Source organism: Gaetbulibacter aquiaggeris, from assembly GCF_044003965.1.
GTDB lineage: Bacteria > Bacteroidota > Bacteroidia > Flavobacteriales > Flavobacteriaceae > Yeosuana > Yeosuana aquiaggeris.
Window position 1 is genome coordinate 447,312 of record NZ_JBAWKC010000003.1, and the last position, 19,939, is coordinate 467,250.

General features: G+C 32.3%; 17 protein-coding genes. 6 read left to right on the plus strand and 11 right to left on the minus strand.

Annotated elements, in window-relative coordinates; all coding sequences use genetic code 11:
- Positions 1–12: 12 nt before the first annotated feature.
- Positions 13–2,133, plus strand: a complete 2,121-nt coding sequence (locus V8G56_RS11235; protein WP_395438549.1) for an elongation factor G — start codon at positions 13–15, stop codon at positions 2,131–2,133.
- A gap of 18 nt (positions 2,134–2,151) precedes the next feature.
- Positions 2,152–2,532 (plus strand): hypothetical protein, encoded by a 381-nt coding sequence (locus tag V8G56_RS11240; protein WP_395438550.1) that lies wholly within the window; start codon positions 2,152–2,154, stop codon positions 2,530–2,532.
- A gap of 334 nt (positions 2,533–2,866) precedes the next feature.
- On the opposite strand, the gene V8G56_RS11245 is transcribed toward V8G56_RS11240, so the two are convergent.
- The 6 genes from V8G56_RS11245 to V8G56_RS11270 all read right to left on the minus strand — a co-directional run bounded on the left by V8G56_RS11245 (position 2,867) and on the right by V8G56_RS11270 (position 8,633).
- The gene (locus V8G56_RS11245) at positions 2,867–3,220 is read right to left on the minus strand and encodes a hypothetical protein (RefSeq protein ID WP_395438551.1); all 354 of its coding nucleotides are present in this window, start codon (positions 3,218–3,220) and stop codon (positions 2,867–2,869) included.
- A gap of 345 nt (positions 3,221–3,565) precedes the next feature.
- Positions 3,566–4,714, minus strand: a complete 1,149-nt coding sequence (locus tag V8G56_RS11250; RefSeq protein ID WP_395438552.1) for a hypothetical protein — start codon at positions 4,712–4,714, stop codon at positions 3,566–3,568.
- Positions 4,715–4,719: 5 nt separating this feature from the next.
- Entirely contained in the window at positions 4,720–5,418 is a 699-nt protein-coding gene (locus V8G56_RS11255; RefSeq protein ID WP_395438553.1) for an ABC transporter ATP-binding protein, read from the minus strand.
- Between the two features lie 4 nt (positions 5,419–5,422).
- Complete coding sequence (locus V8G56_RS11260) at positions 5,423–6,640, minus strand: ABC transporter permease (protein ID WP_395438554.1); 1,218 nt, start codon at positions 6,638–6,640, stop codon at positions 5,423–5,425.
- A 2-nt stretch (positions 6,641–6,642) separates the two neighbouring features.
- The gene (locus tag V8G56_RS11265) at positions 6,643–7,863 is read right to left on the minus strand and encodes an ABC transporter permease (RefSeq protein WP_395438555.1); all 1,221 of its coding nucleotides are present in this window, start codon (positions 7,861–7,863) and stop codon (positions 6,643–6,645) included.
- Positions 7,863–8,633, minus strand: coding sequence for an outer membrane lipoprotein-sorting protein (locus V8G56_RS11270; protein WP_395438556.1), 771 nt, complete (start codon positions 8,631–8,633; stop codon positions 7,863–7,865). The genes V8G56_RS11265 and V8G56_RS11270 overlap by 1 nt, the downstream gene beginning before the upstream one ends.
- A 310-nt stretch (positions 8,634–8,943) precedes the next feature.
- Here V8G56_RS11270 and V8G56_RS11275 point away from each other — a divergent pair, with 310 nt between their 5' ends.
- Positions 8,944–9,579 (plus strand): hypothetical protein, encoded by a 636-nt coding sequence (locus V8G56_RS11275; protein ID WP_395438557.1) that lies wholly within the window; start codon positions 8,944–8,946, stop codon positions 9,577–9,579.
- Between the two features lie 31 nt (positions 9,580–9,610).
- Here the strand turns inward: V8G56_RS11275 and V8G56_RS11280 are convergent, their stop codons facing one another.
- The 4 genes from V8G56_RS11280 to V8G56_RS11295 form a co-directional block, all read right to left on the minus strand.
- Positions 9,611–10,831, minus strand: coding sequence for a radical SAM/SPASM domain-containing protein (locus V8G56_RS11280; protein WP_395438558.1), 1,221 nt, complete (start codon positions 10,829–10,831; stop codon positions 9,611–9,613).
- 9 nt (positions 10,832–10,840) lie between these two features.
- Positions 10,841–12,535, minus strand: a complete 1,695-nt coding sequence (locus tag V8G56_RS11285) for a hypothetical protein (RefSeq protein WP_395438559.1) — start codon at positions 12,533–12,535, stop codon at positions 10,841–10,843.
- Positions 12,536–12,657: 122 nt separating this feature from the next.
- Positions 12,658–15,153 (minus strand): ABC transporter permease, encoded by a 2,496-nt coding sequence (locus V8G56_RS11290; RefSeq protein WP_395438648.1) that lies wholly within the window; start codon positions 15,151–15,153, stop codon positions 12,658–12,660.
- A gap of 44 nt (positions 15,154–15,197) precedes the next feature.
- Complete coding sequence (locus V8G56_RS11295; RefSeq protein WP_395438560.1) at positions 15,198–15,887, minus strand: ABC transporter ATP-binding protein; 690 nt, start codon at positions 15,885–15,887, stop codon at positions 15,198–15,200.
- Between the two features lie 82 nt (positions 15,888–15,969).
- On the opposite strand from V8G56_RS11295, the gene V8G56_RS11300 reads away from it, so the two are divergent.
- Both V8G56_RS11300 and V8G56_RS11305 read left to right on the plus strand, forming a co-directional pair.
- Positions 15,970–16,665 carry an arylesterase gene (locus V8G56_RS11300; protein WP_395438561.1) on the plus strand — a complete coding sequence of 232 codons (696 nt, stop codon included), beginning with the start codon at positions 15,970–15,972 and terminating at the stop codon, positions 16,663–16,665.
- Positions 16,666–16,728: 63 nt separating this feature from the next.
- Positions 16,729–17,373 carry a thiamine phosphate synthase gene (locus V8G56_RS11305; RefSeq protein ID WP_395438562.1) on the plus strand — a complete coding sequence of 215 codons (645 nt, stop codon included), beginning with the start codon at positions 16,729–16,731 and terminating at the stop codon, positions 17,371–17,373.
- A gap of 44 nt (positions 17,374–17,417) precedes the next feature.
- On the opposite strand, the gene V8G56_RS11310 is transcribed toward V8G56_RS11305, so the two are convergent.
- A complete protein-coding gene (locus V8G56_RS11310) occupies positions 17,418–18,614 on the minus strand; it encodes an acyl-CoA dehydrogenase family protein (RefSeq protein ID WP_395438563.1) in 1,197 nt (398 codons plus the stop codon).
- 251 nt (positions 18,615–18,865) lie between these two features.
- Here V8G56_RS11310 and V8G56_RS11315 point away from each other — a divergent pair, with 251 nt between their 5' ends.
- Positions 18,866–19,933 (plus strand): 6-phosphofructokinase, encoded by a 1,068-nt coding sequence (locus tag V8G56_RS11315; protein ID WP_395438564.1) that lies wholly within the window; start codon positions 18,866–18,868, stop codon positions 19,931–19,933.
- Positions 19,934–19,939 lie beyond the last annotated feature (6 nt).

Below are 19,939 nucleotides of genomic sequence, written 5' to 3' on the forward strand. Positions count from 1 at the left end.
TAATCCAGTAGCATGAAAATATTTGACGAAAAACACATAAAAAACATTGTTTTAGTTGGGGCTCATAACAGTGGAAAAACCACACTTTCTGAAACCATGTTGTTTGAAGCAGGTCTATTAAACAGACGTGGCACCGTAGAAGATCGTAACACCGTTTCTGATTATCAAAGTATTGAACAGGAGCGTGAAGCATCAATATATGCAACGCCTATGCATACAGAATGGCGTAATTACAAAATAAATATTATTGACACTCCAGGTTTAGACGATTTTATTGGTGAAATTATTTCATCTATTAAAGTTGGAGACACGGTTGTCGCCGTTATTAACGGTAGACAAGGCGTAGAGGTTGGTACTGAAATTATCTGGAACTATATAGATAAATATAACAGACCAACCTTATTTGTTATAAATCAGATTGATCATCCGGACTTTAAATTTGATGAAAGTTTTAATAGCATAAAATCCTTAGTAGGAAATAATGCTGTAAAAATGCAGTATCCATTAATTGTTGATGGCTCACAGTGCATCATTGATGTATTAAAAATGAAGATGTACAAATTTGGTAAAGAAGGAGGGAAACCTGAAAAATTGGAAATACCAAAAGATCAAAAGGCTATAGCAGATGCATTACACAATGAATTAGTTGAGAAAGCAGCAGAAAACGACGAAGAATTATTAGAGTTATTCTTTGATAAAGGGACTCTTAACGAAAATGAAATGCGTCAGGGTATTAAGGCAGGCATGTTGAATCATGAATTATTCCCTGTATTTTGTGTATCCGCCTTAAATGATATGGGAACCGGACGCTTAATGGGCTTTATAGATAATGTGGCACCAGCAGCATCAGAATTAAATGAGGAGCAAAGTGAAGAAGGAGAAACTATAAATCGTGAAGTAGGAGCGCCAACCTCTTTATTTGTTTTTAAAACTATTCAACAGCCCAATTTAGGTCAGATTACTTTTTTTAAAGTAAAATCAGGTGAAGTGAATATTAATGATAAATTAATTAATTCAAGAAACGACGAAACCGAAATTATAAATCAGTTATTTATAATGGATGGTAAAGAAAGACAGCCCGTTACAAAATTAACCGTTGGTGATATTGGAGCCACTCTAAAATTAAAATATACAGATACAAACGATACGTTAAGAGCTGCAAAAAGCAAAATTACTATTAAACCAATTAATTTTCCAGAACCTAGAATCAAAAAAAGTGTAGGTGCAGTTGCAAAACAAGATGAAGAAAAATTGATTGATGCAATTAAAAAAATTCATAGTCAAGATCCGACAGTAGTATTAGAATATTCACAAGAGTCTAAACAACAATTGTTAGGTTGTCAAGGCGAATTGCACTTAGCAACCATAGACTGGACATTAAAAAATGTTTATGGGATAAATGCTACATTCACAAAACCAAAAATAACTTACCGGGAAACCATACAGCGTTCATCTACTGCAAGTTACAAACATAAAAAGCAATCTGGTGGATCTGGTCAATTTGGTGAAGTCCATATGAAAATAGAGCCTTGGAATGAAGGCATGCCTGAACCAGAAGGGTTTAGCTTAAGAGGAAAAGAAGAAATTGAGCTACCATGGGGAGGAAAATTGATTTTCTATAACTGTATTGTTGGAGGTGTTATTGACCAACGTTATTTACCATCTATAATGAAAGGTGTTTTAGAAGTTATGGAAGACGGCCCATTAACAGGTTCCTATATAAGAGATGTGCGAGTCATGGTTTATGATGGTAAAATGCATTCAGTAGATTCTAATGATATTTCCTTTAAAATAGCTGGAGCACATGCCTTTAAAGAAGCCTTTTTAAATGCAAATCCTAAATTATTAGAGCCAACTAATGAGCTTGTAGTTAAAGTACCTGAAGAAATGGTAGGTAATGTCATGACTGATCTGCAATCGAGACGTTCCATCATACAGGGTTTTGAGAGCAATAATAACTATCAAATATTGAAATCTATTACGCCAGCGGCTGAATTATATGGTTATTCAACAGATTTAAGATCATTAACACAAGGTAGGGCTACTTTTAGCACGGCATTTTCATCATACCAACCCGTACCACCAAATGTTCAAAATGAGTTGGTAAAAGAAGTACAAAAAGAAGAAGTATAATTTATAAAAACAAGTCATATGCAAACTAAAATATCATATTTAAGTGATTTAAAATTTAATTTAGAAACCTGGAAGAGGGAATTACGTTTCCATTTTAATGAAATGGATACGTTTGAAGAGAAATTAGAAGAAATAGCAAGTAGAGAATTTGGAAAAAGTGCCACAATACCATTAGAAAATTTCCAAAATAGAATTATGATTGAAAAAGATGTTATTTCTAAATTGATGCATAGATGCAAAAGAAAAATGCAAAAAATACATGTTGCTGATTATAGTGAAGAGATTGATGGAAGGTTACAAAATGAACAACATACGTTGCGAGAAGATATGAAAACCTATATTAGAATGCATTATGAATTAAAAGAAGAAATGATGAAGTATTTCTTAGAATATTTATAATATATAAGTGTCAGCAAGAATATTAAAACCATATGCTTAAGTATATGGTTTTTTTGTATAATAAAATCTCCAGATAGAGTAGTTACCAAAAAACGCTATTTTACATAATATAAATTATAGAACATTTTATCATATATTGATATTGCCGTCTAGCTTTGCTATTTCATATAATATTAGATATGCATTCTTAAGGATTCATATTGATACATATTTTGTAAAAAGACATAGGATCAAAACAACTAATTCAATTCTTCTATACTTTAAAATGGTCCAGAAATTTTAATAAAGGCAATTAACGTATGTTTATTGGCAACTAACTTACAACGCAATACTATTAATGATCGAAATCAACATCATTATCTCCTTCTCCTATGGGTTCTTTCCCAGTTCGTACGTAACCTACATTCGATTTTTGAGAATAACTAAAATAAATTGGTTTTTCATTTCTCAAAAGGTCTATAACATTGGCATACATAGACAAACGGTAGCGCAAGTACACTAATTTAGAATTAACGTCGTAATAATTATCGGGTAGGGTTTTATTATCGGGATAGAAATTTAACTGCAAAATAAAATCATCATCATGATAACATTTTACAATGATATTCGGGTAAATAAGATGTTCTTTGCTCTGTCCTGCTTGAAAGTGAACCCAATAATGGTTTATTTCGCTAACTATTAACTTCATGGTGTCTAAATTTAGATTAATTATTAATGCTACAAGTTATAGATTATTTTTTAATATTTTACAAAAAGTATTTTTTTATACGCGATTCTCGTGGCTTTCTGTAAGAGCTTAAATTTTAAGAAAAATAAAATTCCAAGCACTTACTATCTTCATATTCCTATTTAAACTTTTTGATAGTAACTATTAATATTATATAAAATAGAAATTGAAGATTCATGAGCATAATAATATCAAATAAAAATATTGTGAATAAAGCTCAAGTTACATAACGCGGTACATTATAATAGATTTTAGAATAATCCAGGCCGTAGCTCTTTGAGCAATATTTAACATATTAAAAGAAAATCAAAAACTCCATCGCAATCTTACAAAAAGACTATTCCCTAAAGTCTGATAATTTTCAAATTCAAAAAAAGATTGCCCTGTAAAATTAAGTTCCCAGTTGGTAGCCACTGAATAATCAAAGGTTGGCATTATGATGACGGAATGATTGGTTGGTGAGTAAATGGTGCTCACAGCACCCCTGAAAATGGGTGTAAATTCTTTAGCCAGTTGCAGAAATCCTGAATACTTATAAGGCATTAAATTTTTTGGATTTAAATCGGTATATATTATATACCCTATGTTACCAGACGCCTCGTCTGCACTACTATTATATAAAACAGAGCCATTGATATACAATCCTTTTTTAAAACCATAATCAATGGATATCGCTGCACTCAAAACATTTTCTGAATTAAAATAAGTTTCATAAGGCATAAAATAGGAAACTTCTCCTTTAAAACCGGCATTTTTCAAATTTCCAGCCCAACCGGCTCCAATAACCCAATCATTTAGGTAAACACCTGTAATGAGCTGTATATCATAAGATTCTTTATTAAACATATACATAGCTGCTACTATTTTATCATCAGCACTTTTCCCCTTTTTGGCCGCCACTTCAATTTTGCTAAAGGTGCCTATATAATATTGTACTCTTAAAGCATCACTACCAGGACGTTCTTCATAATCAAAATCTAAAAAATTGTAGGTATTAAAGATATCATTCGGGTTCCAAATTAAATTCATTCCCCAGTTAACACGCTGTCTTCCTAAGGTAATATCCCAATCTCCTTTTGCATAATTAATTAAAGCCCTGTCAATGGTTGTATTGAAAAGAATGTCTTTGTTGTCGATTATATTCCAGGAAAGATCCGTAATCCCATGGTCTTGAGAAATGAATTTTGAAAAACCGAATATATTTTTAACATTGTCACCGTAAAACAGCCTGTTTCTTAATTCTAACCTAACCCTAAGCTTTTCAGTAGGAATATATTTAAAATTCAATCTGTTGTGCAATAAGCTGGTCCATTGTAACTGATCTAAGTTGTTAATAAAGCTGAATTCGTGTAGATTTTTAATATAACCATACAGCACTAACTTTTCCTCCTTTTCTTGGGCGCATATAGTAGTCAAAGTGATTAGTAACAGATATGTTAAAAACAACCTTTTCATAATGATTAGGTAGGTACTTGCTCAACATCTGAATCTATTTTACCATCAACCAATGTTATTACTCTTCTTGCTTTATTTATCACTCTTTGGTCGTGAGTAGAAAACAAAAAGGTGATTTTTTCTTCTTTGTTAAGCTTTGCCATAATATCCAGCAAATTAGCAGCAGATTTAGAGTCTAAATTTGCTGTTGGCTCATCGGCTAATATTATTTTTGGTTTAGAAGCTAAAGCTCTGGCAACGGCTACACGCTGTTGTTGTCCACCTGAAAGCTCGCCAGGTTTACTGTCTGTTTTATCTTCAAGACCTACTTCTTTTAATAAAGTATGCACCCTTTTTTCTCGTTCTTTTCTTGTCATATGCTGCAGTTGCAAAACAAAGCCTATATTCTCTTTTGAAGTAAGAACAGGAATCAAATTAAATGACTGAAAGACGAAACCGATATTTCGTAATCTAAAATCTATCAATTTATTTTCTGAAAGCTTCGTAATTTCTACACCATCAATAAAAACAGTACCTGAAGTGGGCTCGTCTAATCCACCCATCATATTCAATAAAGTAGATTTTCCTGAGCCTGAAGGTCCAACTAAAGCGATAAACTCCCCTTCTTCTATATGAAGATGCACATCTTGAACCGCATGTACTGGAACCGTTTTTGGGTTGAATGTTTTACTCACATTATGTGCATCTATAATTGTTTTTGCCATAACTTTAAATTTTACGTATTGCTTCAGATGGGTTTAATTGCAGGGCTTTATAAGCTGGGTAAATAGCAGACAATACAGCTGTTATTAAACACATAGTCACAATAATTAGATATTTTTCTTGCTCTAATTCTGGATAGATCATGGAACTGAATCCATAAGACGCTAATCCTTCTGAAAACATAGAGATGTTGATGCCTGTTTTTCCTAATAATTCAACGGTTAACCATCCAACTAACAGACCAATTGGGCTGCCTATTACTGTTAAATAGATTGTTTCCAGCATAATCATTAGGAATATCTTACGCTTATTCAAGCCAATAGCCATCAACATTCCAAGTTCTCGAATACGCTCCAAAACAGACATGAGCATGGTGTTAATAATGCCAAATGTTAATGCTAAAAGAATAATGCCGCTAATAATGTAGGTGTATAAATTAAATGACTCTATAATCATGCTTAACTCTGGCGAAAGCGCTTTCCAATCTTCAATTTTTCCTTTAGGCACTACTCCAACACTGAACTTTTTAATGGTATCTAATTGTTCTTCATCTTTTACCAATATGGCTATCTCGTTACTTTCTGATGATTTTAGCTCCAACAGTTCCTGCAAGTGTTTTTGTTGCACATATACATTTACTTCGTCTAACGAAATATTTTTAGATCTGTAAATTCCACTAATTCTAAAGGCACCCGAAACGATTTCTGAATTAACATTGGTAAAGGTTAAAACCACTTTACTTTTGAACTTAACTTTAAGTTTTTTTGCTAATTTTTCGCCAATGAGAATTTCATTTTGTTTACCTGAATCAAAATAGGCGCCTTCTCTTACATACTCATTCAATCTAATTTGAATAATTTCTGAAGCAGGATTAATTCCGTAAATGGTCACACCACCTGCTGTTGTTGGCGAAGTGATCATTCCGGTGGAAATAACGCGAGAACTTACTGAAGCAATGCGATTATCAGATTGTAATTGTTTTACAATCTTATCCGTATTTGTGATAGTGAATTTAGAATCATTCTCCTCACCAAAAGTTGGATGATGAATTTGAATGTGAGATAGTTGTCTATAAACAGATTCATCAATATTGTTTTTATATAAACCCCAAGCAAAAGACATAATAAAAATACCTGCCCACACACCAATAATAATAGAGCTTATTACAACTAAGCTTCGGGCTTTATTACGCCAAATATTTCGCCAAGCAATTTGAAACAACATAATTAACTAGTTATAGCTTCAACAGGTTTTAATTTCATCACTTTATAACCTGGATAAAAGGCTAATAGAATAGATAATAGTAAAACGATTAAAGTTTGAATAATAAAAATTTTCTCATGATCAGAAAAGTATATGATGGATTCTATACCGTAATCTTCATAAACTTCTTTCAGTTCTCCAGTAAAATAAACGGGATGTATGGTAAACCATTTTATTAAAAGTATACCTGCAATAACACCTGTAAAACAACCAATTAAGGAAATCATAATAGATTCTAATAACAGTACCAAAGCCAGTAAATGCTTTTTCATTCCTATAGCAATCAAGATTCCTAACTCGTGCTTTCGCTCAAAAATCATCATTAACAACGTACCAAATAACCCGAAAGAAATGATAAAATACAGGATGCCGATAATAATATTATGTCCTGTACTATCTGCTTCGATAAACTGATCCATTTCTGGCATCATTTCTTTCCAACTCATTACTTCATAAGTATCAGAATCTATTGATTCTTGTATAGACTGTTTTAGTTTTTCTAAATTGGTAGCTTTATCTAACATTACCGAAACGGATGTTAATCTATTTTCAGCTCCATGCATGTATTGTGATTGTTGCAAAGGCATATACACCACATTATTATTCAGTTCTATTGCACCTAGTTTTATAAGGCCTTTTACTCTGAATTTAGCTGCAGCGCTACTTGCGTGATAGCCTTGTCCTAATAGCACTAAAGTATCATTTACTTTTAGTTTTAATTGAGCCGCTAATCCTTCACCTAATACAACCGCATTATCGTTTACACTTTCAATGTATTTACCAGCTACAATTTTATCGTGTAGATTATTTACTTCTTTTTCTTTAACAGGATCTACACCTAAAACAAGAACGCCTTTTGTTTTGTTAGAATACGATGCCAATGCAAATGTTTGCAAACGAGGCATAAGGTGCGTCACCTTGGGGTTTTTAAGTAACTCTTTATACAATTGTTCATCTTCTTCAAATGTATTATCAATAGACTGCTCATCCCAATACCCTTTTTGGTGGATTTGCAGGTAACCGGAGGAATAACTCACCACGTTATGAATCATATTATCATAAATACCATCGGTTAACGAACGAAAAATTATAGCCAGTAACACGGCGAAAAACACAGAGGTGGCCGTGATGATTGTTCTACGTTTATTACGCCATATATTTAACCAAGCTAGTTTTAGTAACATTATTTTAATTGTTTCATATTCCTTGTGGTGAAGAAGTTATCGTTAATGGGTTTATCAAAATTGATATCATTGTATATTATTACGGTGCTGTGTCCTTCTTTATCAACAGGAAACATTTCAATTTTTGAGGTTATTTTTCTTCCACCTAATTCTTTTATATCACTAGAATTCATAATGTTTACTAATGCGCCGTCTTCATCATAGAATTCAGCTTTTAACTGTAAAAAATCTGCAGTATCTATCCAGACAATTACCTTTTCCCAAACAATCGCAGCTGATGGCTTAGGGATCATTTGAATTTTATAACAGTCTTTATCTAAAACTGAATCTTTACCTAAAATGGTATGGTCATAATCTACTACTGAAGAGGCTTCCTTTACTAAATCGTCATTGGTAAAGTCGGTTCCCATCCAACTTTGTGACATCATAGAGGGAGGTAATTTGATGTTTCGTTCTATTGATGGAATCCAGTTCCAAACCTCTTTTATGCGTTTTAAAAAAACAGTGCCCTTTTCTTTGGCAGGACTTGTAATTAATATCATTGAATAATCATCGCCTTTACTCCAGGCTTTCATAGTCATTTCTCTACTCCAAGTAGGTCTGATTATTTTAATAGTAATAGTCGCTTCTGAAGTTTTACCACGCATATTATCATCAGCCTTTTTAACAATATCTGTTGCTGAAAGATCTTTTTGACCGAATGCTATTATCAAAGGCATTATGAAAATGATAATGCTTAAAGTAAATTTTAAGAAGTGTGATTTTTTCATAACTTTAAAGTTAATTAGCCTTATTGTTATAAGAAATGATGTTTATCAGTCAGAAATGGAATGATTTTAAGTGTTTATGATTTTTGGTTCATGTTTAGAATATAATCCATTCCATGCTTTATGCTTTCCTCTTATTTTGTGCAAAAAGAGAGTGTCTGTTCACCAAGATTCATGTGGTTTAATGGCACATACTTTCAGCAAATCTTTAATAACATTAACTGGAGTCTACACTGATAAAAATCAAGAGTACTGACATTCAGTTTTTATATATTTATGAATTGCTCTTGGTTATAATTTAAAGAATTGTTAAATGACTACTTTGATCAATAAAAAACATCATGTATTTATTCGGTTACCTATGGCTGGTATGATACTTTTTGTTGTATTTTATATTATTGCGGCTATGCAATATCCTGGGGGGTCATATACGTTTCCTAATAAGATGGGATTTAATCTTAAGGATAATTATTTATGCGATTTATTAGATGGACAAACCATAAATGGCCTACAAAATACAGCACGGACCTATGCACGTATGGCATTAGCCATTCTTTGTTTTAGTTTAATGCTGCTATGGGTCTATTTACCCAAACTATTTACGGTAAAAAATAAGGGCCAAATTATTATGAGTGTCGCAGGAATCCTTTCCATGGTTATTACCTTATTTTTAGCTTCAGAAGTTCATGATATTATCATTCGTATTGCAGGTGTTTTTGGAACTGTAGCTCTGATTCTTGCCGTTTTTGAGTTATACAGAGACCAATATCTCATGCTTTTTTATCTAGGGATTATATGTTTAGTTTTGTTTTTGACAAATTATTACATCTATGAAACAGAGCTATTATTATACACATTACCGTTAATACAAAAAATTACCTTCATCTTTTGTCTTTCTTGGTTCATTCTACTGAATCGAGCTTTACATAAAAAACTACAAGTAAAATAAAAAAGCTTCATGAAGTCAAATTAAGTAGCTTTCAATACATATTGTAACTCTTACAGCCTTCATTTTTTAAAATTTCAAGGTTTTGTTCAAAATTTGAATCTAAAACATTTCCTGTTTTTTTATGGCAAAATGGACAGGCGTTCATGTCACCGTCTGTGTCAATATATATTCCTTTTTTTCCACCACTAAAACAACCTTGTCTACGCTGATAATATCCGTGGTAGACGATTATAGGATATGTACTATATTCTTTATTAAAGTTCATTTTTCTAAAGAAATTTTCTAATAAATCTATTTGTTCATTATTGAGAATAATATCTTTGTTTGAGTAATGTCCAACGGCTTTAGGTTCTAAAAGTTGAACAAAGGATACCTTTAATTCTTTTGCCAAAGTCATATACGACATTAAATTATCTTCACTTATAAAGTCTTTGGTGGCACAAAGCGAAAGTGCGGTAATAAGATTATTATTATTCGCATTTTTAACGGCTTCTTCAACCCAATAATAAGCATCATTAAAATGTCTGAACTTATTATGAAGTTCTGGAATAAAATGATCTAAACTAATAATGGCACCCGTCAAACCTGCTTCTTTTAAACGTTTAGCGTTAGTATCATTCAATTTAAAGCCGGAAGTCACTACCCAAAATTCCGATGATTTATCAGCACCTTTTAAAATTTCAACCAATGCGTCCATTTTAATCAAAGGTTCTCCACCAGATAAGTGAATTTGACTAACTCCTTTATCTTGAATTTTTTGCACTATCGCGTGTAATTCGCTAGTTTCTAAAACTTCTTTCTTATTTAAATTATCCCATTCAAAACAATGTTCGCATTGCAAAGCGCATTTTTTGGTAATCGCAAAAAAAATGTTATTAAATCTATTAACCTTAAGATTTGTTATTTGTTTAAAATCATTTAGCTGAGAGGCAATAAACTGCTCATATATTTTACTTTTCCATCCTGGTGTATAGATGCCAATATGATATTTACCATTGATATGGGCCATTTTACGGACTTTATTGTTTCCTAGAAACCGTCTTCTTAATTGAATTAAATAGCGAAGAGCTCGAATCCAATCTACAGGATTACGATAACATTTTACAATAACTTTTAAAAGTGTTAATTTTATTCGTAAACGGATTAGCTTCAGTCTAAAACCGTTTACAATTCGCAGTTTGCCAGAAATATCAATTGTTGTGGAAATTAATCTTCTTTCTTTTAGCTTTTCTTCCTGAAGTTCAACTATCATTACCCGAATCTATTTATTATTAGAGGCTAAATCAAATTGATTTTCATAATCCATTAAGGCTTCATATTCATACTTTGAAAAATCAGTAAATGCACCGGCTTCTTTGAATAATCTTAATTTTTTAAAATTGGGCACACCATCATAGTTCCTGATATAATTATAATAGCCTCTGTTTTTCAAAAAGAACGTTCTATTTCCATCTGGTTTTGAGTCACTTATTTTAAAATTAACCACAACTTCATCTCCTATATTAGGCTGAACAAAATAATTTTGATCTGCTGCGGATAATAGTTTAGTCACATTGTTATTATGACCATCAATCGCCTCATCAGGATTAATATAATTAACATCTAAGACCAAATTTTCTGTAAAATCAATACCGGCATAATCTACTTCCCAAAACATAAATCCTGTTTCAAGTTTTATTACTACTTGCTCTTCTAAAACACTACTTATATCAATTGGGATAGCAATATCTCTTGAAGCCATCGGGCCTACGGTGTTAATTGTATCAACCAATTCCCATCCACTATTGGTTTTTAAATACACTGATAATGGTATGTTTTGGGCGTTCATCCATTGGTTGCTTTTTTCTTTTGTAGATTCTTGTTGATCTTTTTGAAATTGCGCGTAATATGTCCCAAATTGTTCGTTAAATTTTCCAAAAACATAATCTAACCACATAGAATTTTTAACGGTTAAAAATAATTTTGCTTTTTCAGAATGTTTAGGCTTATTAAATTCTAATTCAATATTTCTAATACTACTCGTTGTGTTGATTTTTGAATTAAACAAATAAGAATTGTTGTCCTTAGCTAATGCTGGAGTATTGTCTATATTTAAATGATCTACTAAAACATTAACTGGTGAATTGATATTGGAAAATGTTTGAGTATGACCATTTTTATCTAATAGCACCTTCACATTGTCCGGATGATTCACTTCTAATAATTGGATAAAATCAGTATATTGGATCTCTTTTAATTCATTTGTAATTTTAATGCTATATTCATTATTGACTTCATTTAAATGAGGTAATAATAAATAATCATCACGTTGCTGATTGGCTGTTAAAATTCCTGGGTACAACTCACCAGTAAAAATAAATTCTTCACCGTTTTTAACATATATAAATGGACAAGAGCTCTTTGTTGCAAGAACAATTATAAAAATCCCTGCTATTACTCCTATAGTTCCTAAAAACGCATTTGCTATGGAGCGACCAGTATTTTTATCATTTACAGATATTGAAACAATTTCAGAGAACGGAATAGTAATTTGCGAGCCATATTCAGGAACATTAATTGTGTTTAAATAAAAATGAATTTCATTTAGTGGCGTTTTTTGACTATTATATCTATGAACTCTTTTTGAATCCCGAGGTTTAAGTGGAATGTGATTTGGAACAACAATGTCAACAGTGCCGGATATTGTTTTATTATCTTCATTTAAAATTAGATTTTTTAAGTGCCATGTGTTCTGTCCAGAATGTATAATAGCATAATTCTTCGTCTTATTGAATTCATTAATTTGATTGGACATTGTTTCAGAACTAGATGTTACACTTCTTACGTTGTAATAAGAACAGCCTATAATAAGGCTTAAAAATGAAAGCGCTAATAACATCGATAAAAACGAAGTAACCTTTTTGTTATTAACAAAAAAGAATAAGGGACGAAACTTTTGATTAGCAGAAGACTTCATGACAATAAAGATTTTATAAGGAAGTCTTATTCTATAGAAACTTTGAGGCTAAAGCAAAAAATGTTTTTATAACTGACAATGAATAACTTAAATGTACACTAATTTTAAACAGGAAACAATTCTTATCCTTCTTTTCTTAGTACCTCTAGCGGTGGACTTTTTAAAACACTTCTAATATTACTTAAACCAATGAATAAAACCAATACTGTAATTCCTGGAAGAAATACTAAAAATGGAATTGCAGACGGAATAAAAGGCTCCTTAAACAAAAATACTGCCAATAATTGACTACCTAAAAGAGACAATATTATTCCAACTAAACTGCCTAACATTCCTAAATAAAGATATTCCAGCGCGGTAATTAATAAAATTTGTTTGCTCTTTGCACCTAAAGTTCTTAACAACACACTTTCTTTAATTCGCTGGTATTTACTATTTCTAACCGAACCAATTAAAACAATAATTCCTGTAAGAATACTAAAGAAAGCCATAAAATTAATAATCCAAGAAATTTTATCTAAAATATCTTCAATTATAGAGTATACCTGTCTTAAATCTAAGACTGAAATATTAGGGAATTTCTTTACCAAATCTCCTTGTAAGTCAGCAGAACTGGCTTCATTTGGCACATAGGTAGTTAACACATTAAACTGAGGCGCATTTTCTAACACACCTGTTGGAAATACCACCGAAAAATTCAATTGCATACGTCCCCAATCTATTTTTCGAATACTTCCAATGGTAGTTTTCATTAAAACTCCTTGAACATTAAAAATAAGCTGATCTCCAATTTCTAAATCGGCATCACTTGCAATATTATCTGATATTGAAATTAAAACAGGTTCACCCTGCCCTATTTCACCAGTCCAAGTTCCTTCTAATAATTCTTCTGAATCTAACAAATTATTGCGATAAGTAACTCTGAATTCATGACTCAAAATCCATTTTTTTAAAGTTGAAGTCGTGTCTTTTCTTATAGTATTTACCAATTCATCTTTAATTTGGTGCAATCGCATAGTTACAATGGGAATATTATCAATCACCTTGAAACCTTTAGGAACCAGTGTGTTTATAACTGCTTCTTTTTGTTTGGTTTGCACATCCAGTAAAATGATATTTGCATTATCCGAATTATTTTCAATGGATGTTTTGGCCAATAAAATATCTTTCGTAAAGTATAAAGTACTAATTAAAAAACTTCCCAAACCTATAGCTAACATTAACACCATTGTTTGATTGTTTGGGCGAAATAAGTTTAACAAACTCTGACGTTTTGTAAACCCCCAATGGCTTGGGAAATATTTTTTAATAGCATGCATAAAAAGGCTTGCAATAACCGCCATAATAGAAAATGTAATTAAAATACCAACTGTAAATACCAATCCGAATAAAGCATCTTTCAACAACCAGAATGAAAATAAATACACAAAAACTAAAATGGCCGCTAATGTAAAAAGTCTTGCTTTTCTTGGTTTTACTAAGTTTTCATCTGTGCCTCTCAAAACTTCTAAGGGAGATACATACCAAGTACCTAACAATGGCAGTAGGGCAAATAATACAGACATCAAAACACCCAGGGTTATTCCAATTATTAATGGCTGTACTGTAATGGTTATTTGAACATCAAAAGGTAAAAACCCTTTTAAAATATAAGGAAAGGCATACTGCAATGAAATACCAATAACAGCACCTAAAACGCCTCCAGTAAAACCAATGCCAACAACTTGCGTTAAATAGATTAAAAATGTTTGTTTTCTTGTGGCTCCTAAACATTTTAGAACGGCTACGTTTTTTAATTTTTCTTTAATATAAATATGAACAGAACTTGCAATGCCTACACAACCTAATAAGAGCGCAATAAAGGCAGCTAAATTCAAAAATTTGCTTACGTTCTCATATCTTCTACCTAAGCGCTCACTGGTACTGGTATGTGTATCTAAATCGGCATTTTCATCATCTAAAATAGCATCTAAATTTTTATCTAATAATTCCAAATCCATTGTTGGTGGCGCAATAAAAAAGTATTGGTATTCCTTTCTACTTCCTAATTGCAACAACTCTGTTTCGTCTATAAAACGAAAAGGAATCAATACCGTGGGTGCGACAGAAGAAGAAAAAGCGGTACTCCCCGGAATAGATTTTAAAATTCCAGTAATTGGAAAGGTTATTTTTCCTAATTTAATAGAATCTCCGGGTTTTAAATTGTATTGAAGCATTAAGGTAGCATCTACCAAGGCCCCGCCTAATTCCTGATATTTTTTAGCAGCGTTCTCTGGTTCGGTATCTAAAGTTCCATAAAAAGGAAAATTGCCTTCAATAGCGCGCACTTTTACTAATTTTGTTCCATCGTTTTTTGGAAATGCCGCCATAGAAACAAAATTAACTTCTGAAGCGGCCACATTTAAGGAATCTATAATTGCTTGTACTTTTTTAGAAGGAAGCTGTCTGCTGTCAATAATAAAATCAGCACCCATTAAGGCTTTCGACTGATCTTTAATATTTTGTTTTAAATTATCACTAAACAATTGAATGGAAACAACAGCAGCAATACCAAGAATAATAGATGCCATAAAAAGCATTAATCTGGAAATGCTTGCTTTTCCATCTCGCCATGCCATTTTAAACAGCCATTGTACTGAAGTTTTTGAGGTTAAATTGCTCATTAACCCGCCATTGTTTTTTCGTTAGACATAATTTTCCCTCCTTTTAATCTCAATATTTGTTGTGTTCTATTCGCGAGATCTAAATCGTGGGTAATTATAACTAAGGTAGTTCCGGCTTCTTTATTTAATTTAAAAAGTAATTGAATAACCTTTTCGCCGGTTTCTTCATCTAAATTTCCCGTAGGTTCATCGGCAAATAAAATACTAGGTTTGTTAGAAAAAGCTCTGGCTAAGGCCACTCGCTGCTGCTCACCTCCTGATAATTGAGATGGATAATGATGAAAACGATCTGCCAATCCAACTTTTTGCAACAATTCCATACCAATCTTCGTCGCATTTTTATCACCTTGTAATTCTAAGGGCACAATTACATTTTCTAAAGCCGTGAGTGTAGGTAATAATTGAAAATTCTGAAAAATAAAACCAACTTCTTTATTTCGTAATTGAGCTCTTTCATCTTCATCTAAGTTTTCTAAATTATTTCCGCATAATTCTATATTTCCGGCGCTTGGGTAATCTAAACCAGCACACAAACCAAGTAAGGTAGTTTTACCACTACCTGAAGGGCCAACAATAGAAAATATACTACCTTTTTCAACTTCAAAAGAAATATGAGATAACACCGTTAATTTTTTCGAACCACTTGTATAAGTTTTCTCTAGTTCATGAATCTTTAATATCTTTGTCATGGTACTTATTTAATATAAAATTTACCCAAATATGCTAAAGTTGAAAAATAGACAATTGCTTTTAAATTTTAATATTAATGTTATGAAGATTTTCTTAAAGTTTTGTTATTTTTCATTATTGCTGATCCTACTCTCTTGTGGTTCCGATGCCGCTAAAAAGGGAAAGACTACTGAAAAAGCTTCAGTTGAAACAGAAAGCAATCCTAAAGAAAGTTCCACTACAAAAACTATTTTAATTTTTGGAGATAGTTTAACCGCGGGTTATGGTTTAGACGATGTAAATGATGCGTACCCTACAGTTATTCAAACTATAATAGACTCACTTTTATTGGATTATACTGTTATTAATTCAGGATTAAGTGGCGAAACAACGGCCAGTGGAAAAAATAGAATAAATTGGGTACTGAATCAAAAAATTGATGTTTTTATTTTGGAATTAGGTTCTAATGATGGTTTGCGTGGTATTCCTTTAAAAGAAACAAGAAATAATTTACAAGCTATCATAGATGCTGTTTTAGAAAAAAATGCAGAAACTAAAATCATATTGGCCGGTATGCAACTTCCACCAAACATGGGAGAAGATTATATTACGGATTTTAAAACTATTTTTCCTGAATTGGCTGCAAAAAATGAACTCTATTTAATTCCATTTTTATTGAAAGATGTAGGTGGTATTCCAGAATTAAACCAATCAGATGGGATTCATCCAACGGTTGAAGGTCAAAAAATTCTGGCAAAAAATGTTTGGACCGTTTTAGAGCCTATCATTAATTTATAATAATTTCACCTTTGATAAAAATAAAAAATGTATTATGGCTTATAATTTTCAAGAAACTAAGAAATGAGTATACCTAAACTACATTATATATCTCAGGGAAATACTCCAAAAGAGCACCTGGAAAACATCCAAAAAGCATGTACTTCTGGTATAGAATTAGTGCAGTTAGGTCTAATAAATGTTTCAGAAAAAAAATTAATAAAGTTTGCCAAAGAGGCCAGAGAAATCACGTCTCATTTTCAAACCCGGCTAATCATTAACGATGATTATAAAATAGCCATCGCGGTTAAAGCAGATGGTGTGCATTTGGGAACAACAGGTACCTGCCCTACGCTGACAAGAAAGCATTTATACTCCTGGCAAATTATTGGCGGAACTGCAAATACCTTGCAAGATTGTCAAACATTAATTGACAAAGCAGTCGATTATATTAGTTTAGGTCCTTTTAGAATGACAACAGCCGAAGCTCATTTAAGTCCGGTTTTAGGTTTAAAGGGTTATATTGCCATGATTGAAACCTTACGAACGGAGACCCCAATTATTGGTTTTGGAGGCATCACCACAGAAGATGTTATAGCCATATTAGAAACTGGTATATCAGGCATAGCGGTATCTGAAGCAATTACCAGAAATTTTGATTCCATAAGAACCTTCAACCTATTACTAAAAGCATCTGCAACAGAAGAAAAACGGCATACTTTTAAATAAAAAAGGAACGCTTATAGAATTCTATTGCTCCTTTTAAAGTGAATTTATTTTTTTTTCATGGCTTTCATTTGCTGAAACAGTTCTTCAAACAAACCGCGGGCAATCAATAATTTCATAATCTCATTAGTTCCCGCATAAATTCTGGCCACTCTATTATCCACATACATACGGGCGATTGGGTAATCCCACATATAACCATAACCTCCAAATAACTGCAGGCATTCATCTACCACTTTACTGTGCATTTCGGTTGCTGAATACTTAGCTATAGAGGCACTTTCAGTAGTAAGCTCATGATTTGCTAATAATAACGTACAGCGATCTAAAAAAGCCTGATGAATTTGTAATTGCGTAGCACATTCAGCCAGTTTAAATTGTGTATTTTGGAAATTGGCGATGGGTTGCTTAAAAGCGGTTCTTGTCGAGGTATATTCAATCGTTTTTTCAATGGCTCCTTCGGCTCCACCAATAGCATTAAGCGCTACCGTTAAACGCTCTCTGGCCAATTCTGTCATCATAATTTTAAAACCTAATCCTTCTTCTCCTAATAAATTTTCTTTCGGAACTTTTACGTTATCAAAAAATAATTCACAGGTATCCTGAGCTTTCATGCCTATTTTCTTGAAAGGGATACCCTTTTCAAAACCTTCAGAAGCGCTTTCAATAATTAATAAAGACACGCCTTCTTTTTCTGTTCCTGTATTGGTTTTTACTGCAACTATACTCATATCACTCATATAACCATTGGTAATAAAGGTTTTTTGTCCGTTTACCAAATAATGGTCGCCTTTATCTACTGCGGTTGTTTTGATAGCTTTAAGATCACTCCCACAGTTTGGCTCTGTCATACCAAGGGATGTAATCATTTTCCCGGTAGCCATAAGGGGTAGATATTTTTGTTTTTGAGCATCGCTACCATATTTTAAGAGATAGGGCGCAATAATATCTGAATGCAATGAAAACCCTGGTCCGTTAATCCCTTGTTTTGCCAATTCTTCAATAAATAAGGCGCTAAAGCTGAAATCTAAACCAGTGCCGCCATATTCTTCAGGCATATCAATGCATAATAAACCTAGGGCTCCGGCGCGTTCCCAAATATCTCGGCTTACCATACCATTTTTTTCCCATTCGTCTATATGATCAATAATTTCATTGCGGATGAAATCCTGAATCATTTTTTGCATCATTTTATGTTCTTCTGATGCGTATATATCGCGTGCTAATAAAACATTTTGTAACATAGTACCTGATCTTTTTATTTATTAATTCAAATAAAATATGATAATCCTTTCAGCTTTTTTCAACTTGTAAAGTATTGTGATTAAAGTTAAGCATTACTTGATGAGTTGTCACCACAGCACAAGTTTTATAAACTTAAATTATTATGATTTTAATCATTTATAATTACTTAATGTTTTATAATTTCACAAACTTTTACAGGGTATTTAACTACTTTATTTTAGAAATAATCCTTTGAGAAAACGGAAATTAGATGAAACAAAGAATTTTAATTGTTAACAGCGGAGGAGATTGCCCAGGAATGAATGCCGTTATTAGAGCTATTGTAAAACGTGCTTCACAGGAATCAAATTGGGAAATCATAGGTAGTATCAATGGTTTTGACGGGTTTTTATCAGAACCACTTGAAATAATGCCATTAACTAAAGAACGTGTTGAAGGAATTCATATTCAAGGAGGAACAATTTTAAGAACAAACAATAAACGTAATCCCTTTTTTTATCCAGTGAAGCAAGCGGATGGCACCATGTTAAATGAAGATGTTTCAGATAAATTAATATACAATCTTAAAGTTTTTGGCTTTGAAGCTATAATCCATATTGGAGGTAATGAATCTCATAAAATTTCATTAAAACTATCTCAAAAAGGGATTAATATTGTTGCAATTCCAAAAACTATCAATAACGATTTAGCTTCTACAGATTATTCTTTCGGTTTTCAAACGGCTGCTCAAGTTGCAACTGAAGCTGTAGATAAATTAGTAACTACTGCGAATTCACATAATAGAGTTTTAATTTTAGAAGTCATGGGTCGTAATGCAGGTTGGATAGCCTTGCATGCTGCCATTGCAGGTGGGGCCGATGTTTGTTTAATTCCTGAAATTCCATTTTGTATGGATAAGGTTTTAAAAAAATTGAAATCAAGGTATTCACCTGATGGCCGTGGATTTGCGAACATAGTAGTTGCTGAAGGTGCTTATTTTAAAGATAATAAAGCAGAAATTGGTTCTGGAAGTATAACTCATAAAATTGTCGATATTTTAAAAGAAATAAATTTTGAAGCTGATATTAGAGAAACTATTTTAGGCCACCTGCAACGAGGCGGAACGCCAAATGCATTTGATAGAATTTTAGCAACAGAACTTGGTGTAAAGGCTTTTGAATTAGTAAAAGAAAAGAAATTTGGAACCATGGCGATTCATAAAAATTCTGAATTGGCCAATATAGATTTAAAGGAAGTTATTGACCAGTATAATAAAGTTGATTTATCACATAATTTAATTCATACGGCAAAAGGGATAGGCATTAGCTTTGGAGACTAGAAGTTA

Bases quoted from the DNA above. Each gene is read 5' to 3' on its own strand.
- V8G56_RS11235 (WP_395438549.1), top strand. From the start codon at position 13: ATGAAAATATTTGACGAAAAACACATAAAAAACATTGTTTTAGTTGGG.
- V8G56_RS11240 (WP_395438550.1), top strand. From the start codon at position 2,152: ATGCAAACTAAAATATCATATTTAAGTGATTTAAAATTTAATTTAGAA.
- V8G56_RS11245 (WP_395438551.1), bottom strand. From the start codon at position 3,220: ATGAAGTTAATAGTTAGCGAAATAAACCATTATTGGGTTCACTTTCAA.
- V8G56_RS11250 (WP_395438552.1), bottom strand. From the start codon at position 4,714: ATGAAAAGGTTGTTTTTAACATATCTGTTACTAATCACTTTGACTACT.
- V8G56_RS11255 (WP_395438553.1), bottom strand. From the start codon at position 5,418: ATGGCAAAAACAATTATAGATGCACATAATGTGAGTAAAACATTCAAC.
- V8G56_RS11260 (WP_395438554.1), bottom strand. From the start codon at position 6,640: ATGTTGTTTCAAATTGCTTGGCGAAATATTTGGCGTAATAAAGCCCGA.
- V8G56_RS11265 (WP_395438555.1), bottom strand. From the start codon at position 7,863: ATGTTACTAAAACTAGCTTGGTTAAATATATGGCGTAATAAACGTAGA.
- V8G56_RS11270 (WP_395438556.1), bottom strand. From the start codon at position 8,633: ATGAAAAAATCACACTTCTTAAAATTTACTTTAAGCATTATCATTTTC.
- V8G56_RS11275 (WP_395438557.1), top strand. From the start codon at position 8,944: ATGACTACTTTGATCAATAAAAAACATCATGTATTTATTCGGTTACCT.
- V8G56_RS11280 (WP_395438558.1), bottom strand. From the start codon at position 10,831: ATGATAGTTGAACTTCAGGAAGAAAAGCTAAAAGAAAGAAGATTAATT.
- V8G56_RS11285 (WP_395438559.1), bottom strand. From the start codon at position 12,535: ATGAAGTCTTCTGCTAATCAAAAGTTTCGTCCCTTATTCTTTTTTGTT.
- V8G56_RS11290 (WP_395438648.1), bottom strand. From the start codon at position 15,153: ATGGCATGGCGAGATGGAAAAGCAAGCATTTCCAGATTAATGCTTTTT.
- V8G56_RS11295 (WP_395438560.1), bottom strand. From the start codon at position 15,887: ATGACAAAGATATTAAAGATTCATGAACTAGAGAAAACTTATACAAGT.
- V8G56_RS11300 (WP_395438561.1), top strand. From the start codon at position 15,970: ATGAAGATTTTCTTAAAGTTTTGTTATTTTTCATTATTGCTGATCCTA.
- V8G56_RS11305 (WP_395438562.1), top strand. From the start codon at position 16,729: ATGAGTATACCTAAACTACATTATATATCTCAGGGAAATACTCCAAAA.
- V8G56_RS11310 (WP_395438563.1), bottom strand. From the start codon at position 18,614: ATGTTACAAAATGTTTTATTAGCACGCGATATATACGCATCAGAAGAA.
- V8G56_RS11315 (WP_395438564.1), top strand. From the start codon at position 18,866: ATGAAACAAAGAATTTTAATTGTTAACAGCGGAGGAGATTGCCCAGGA.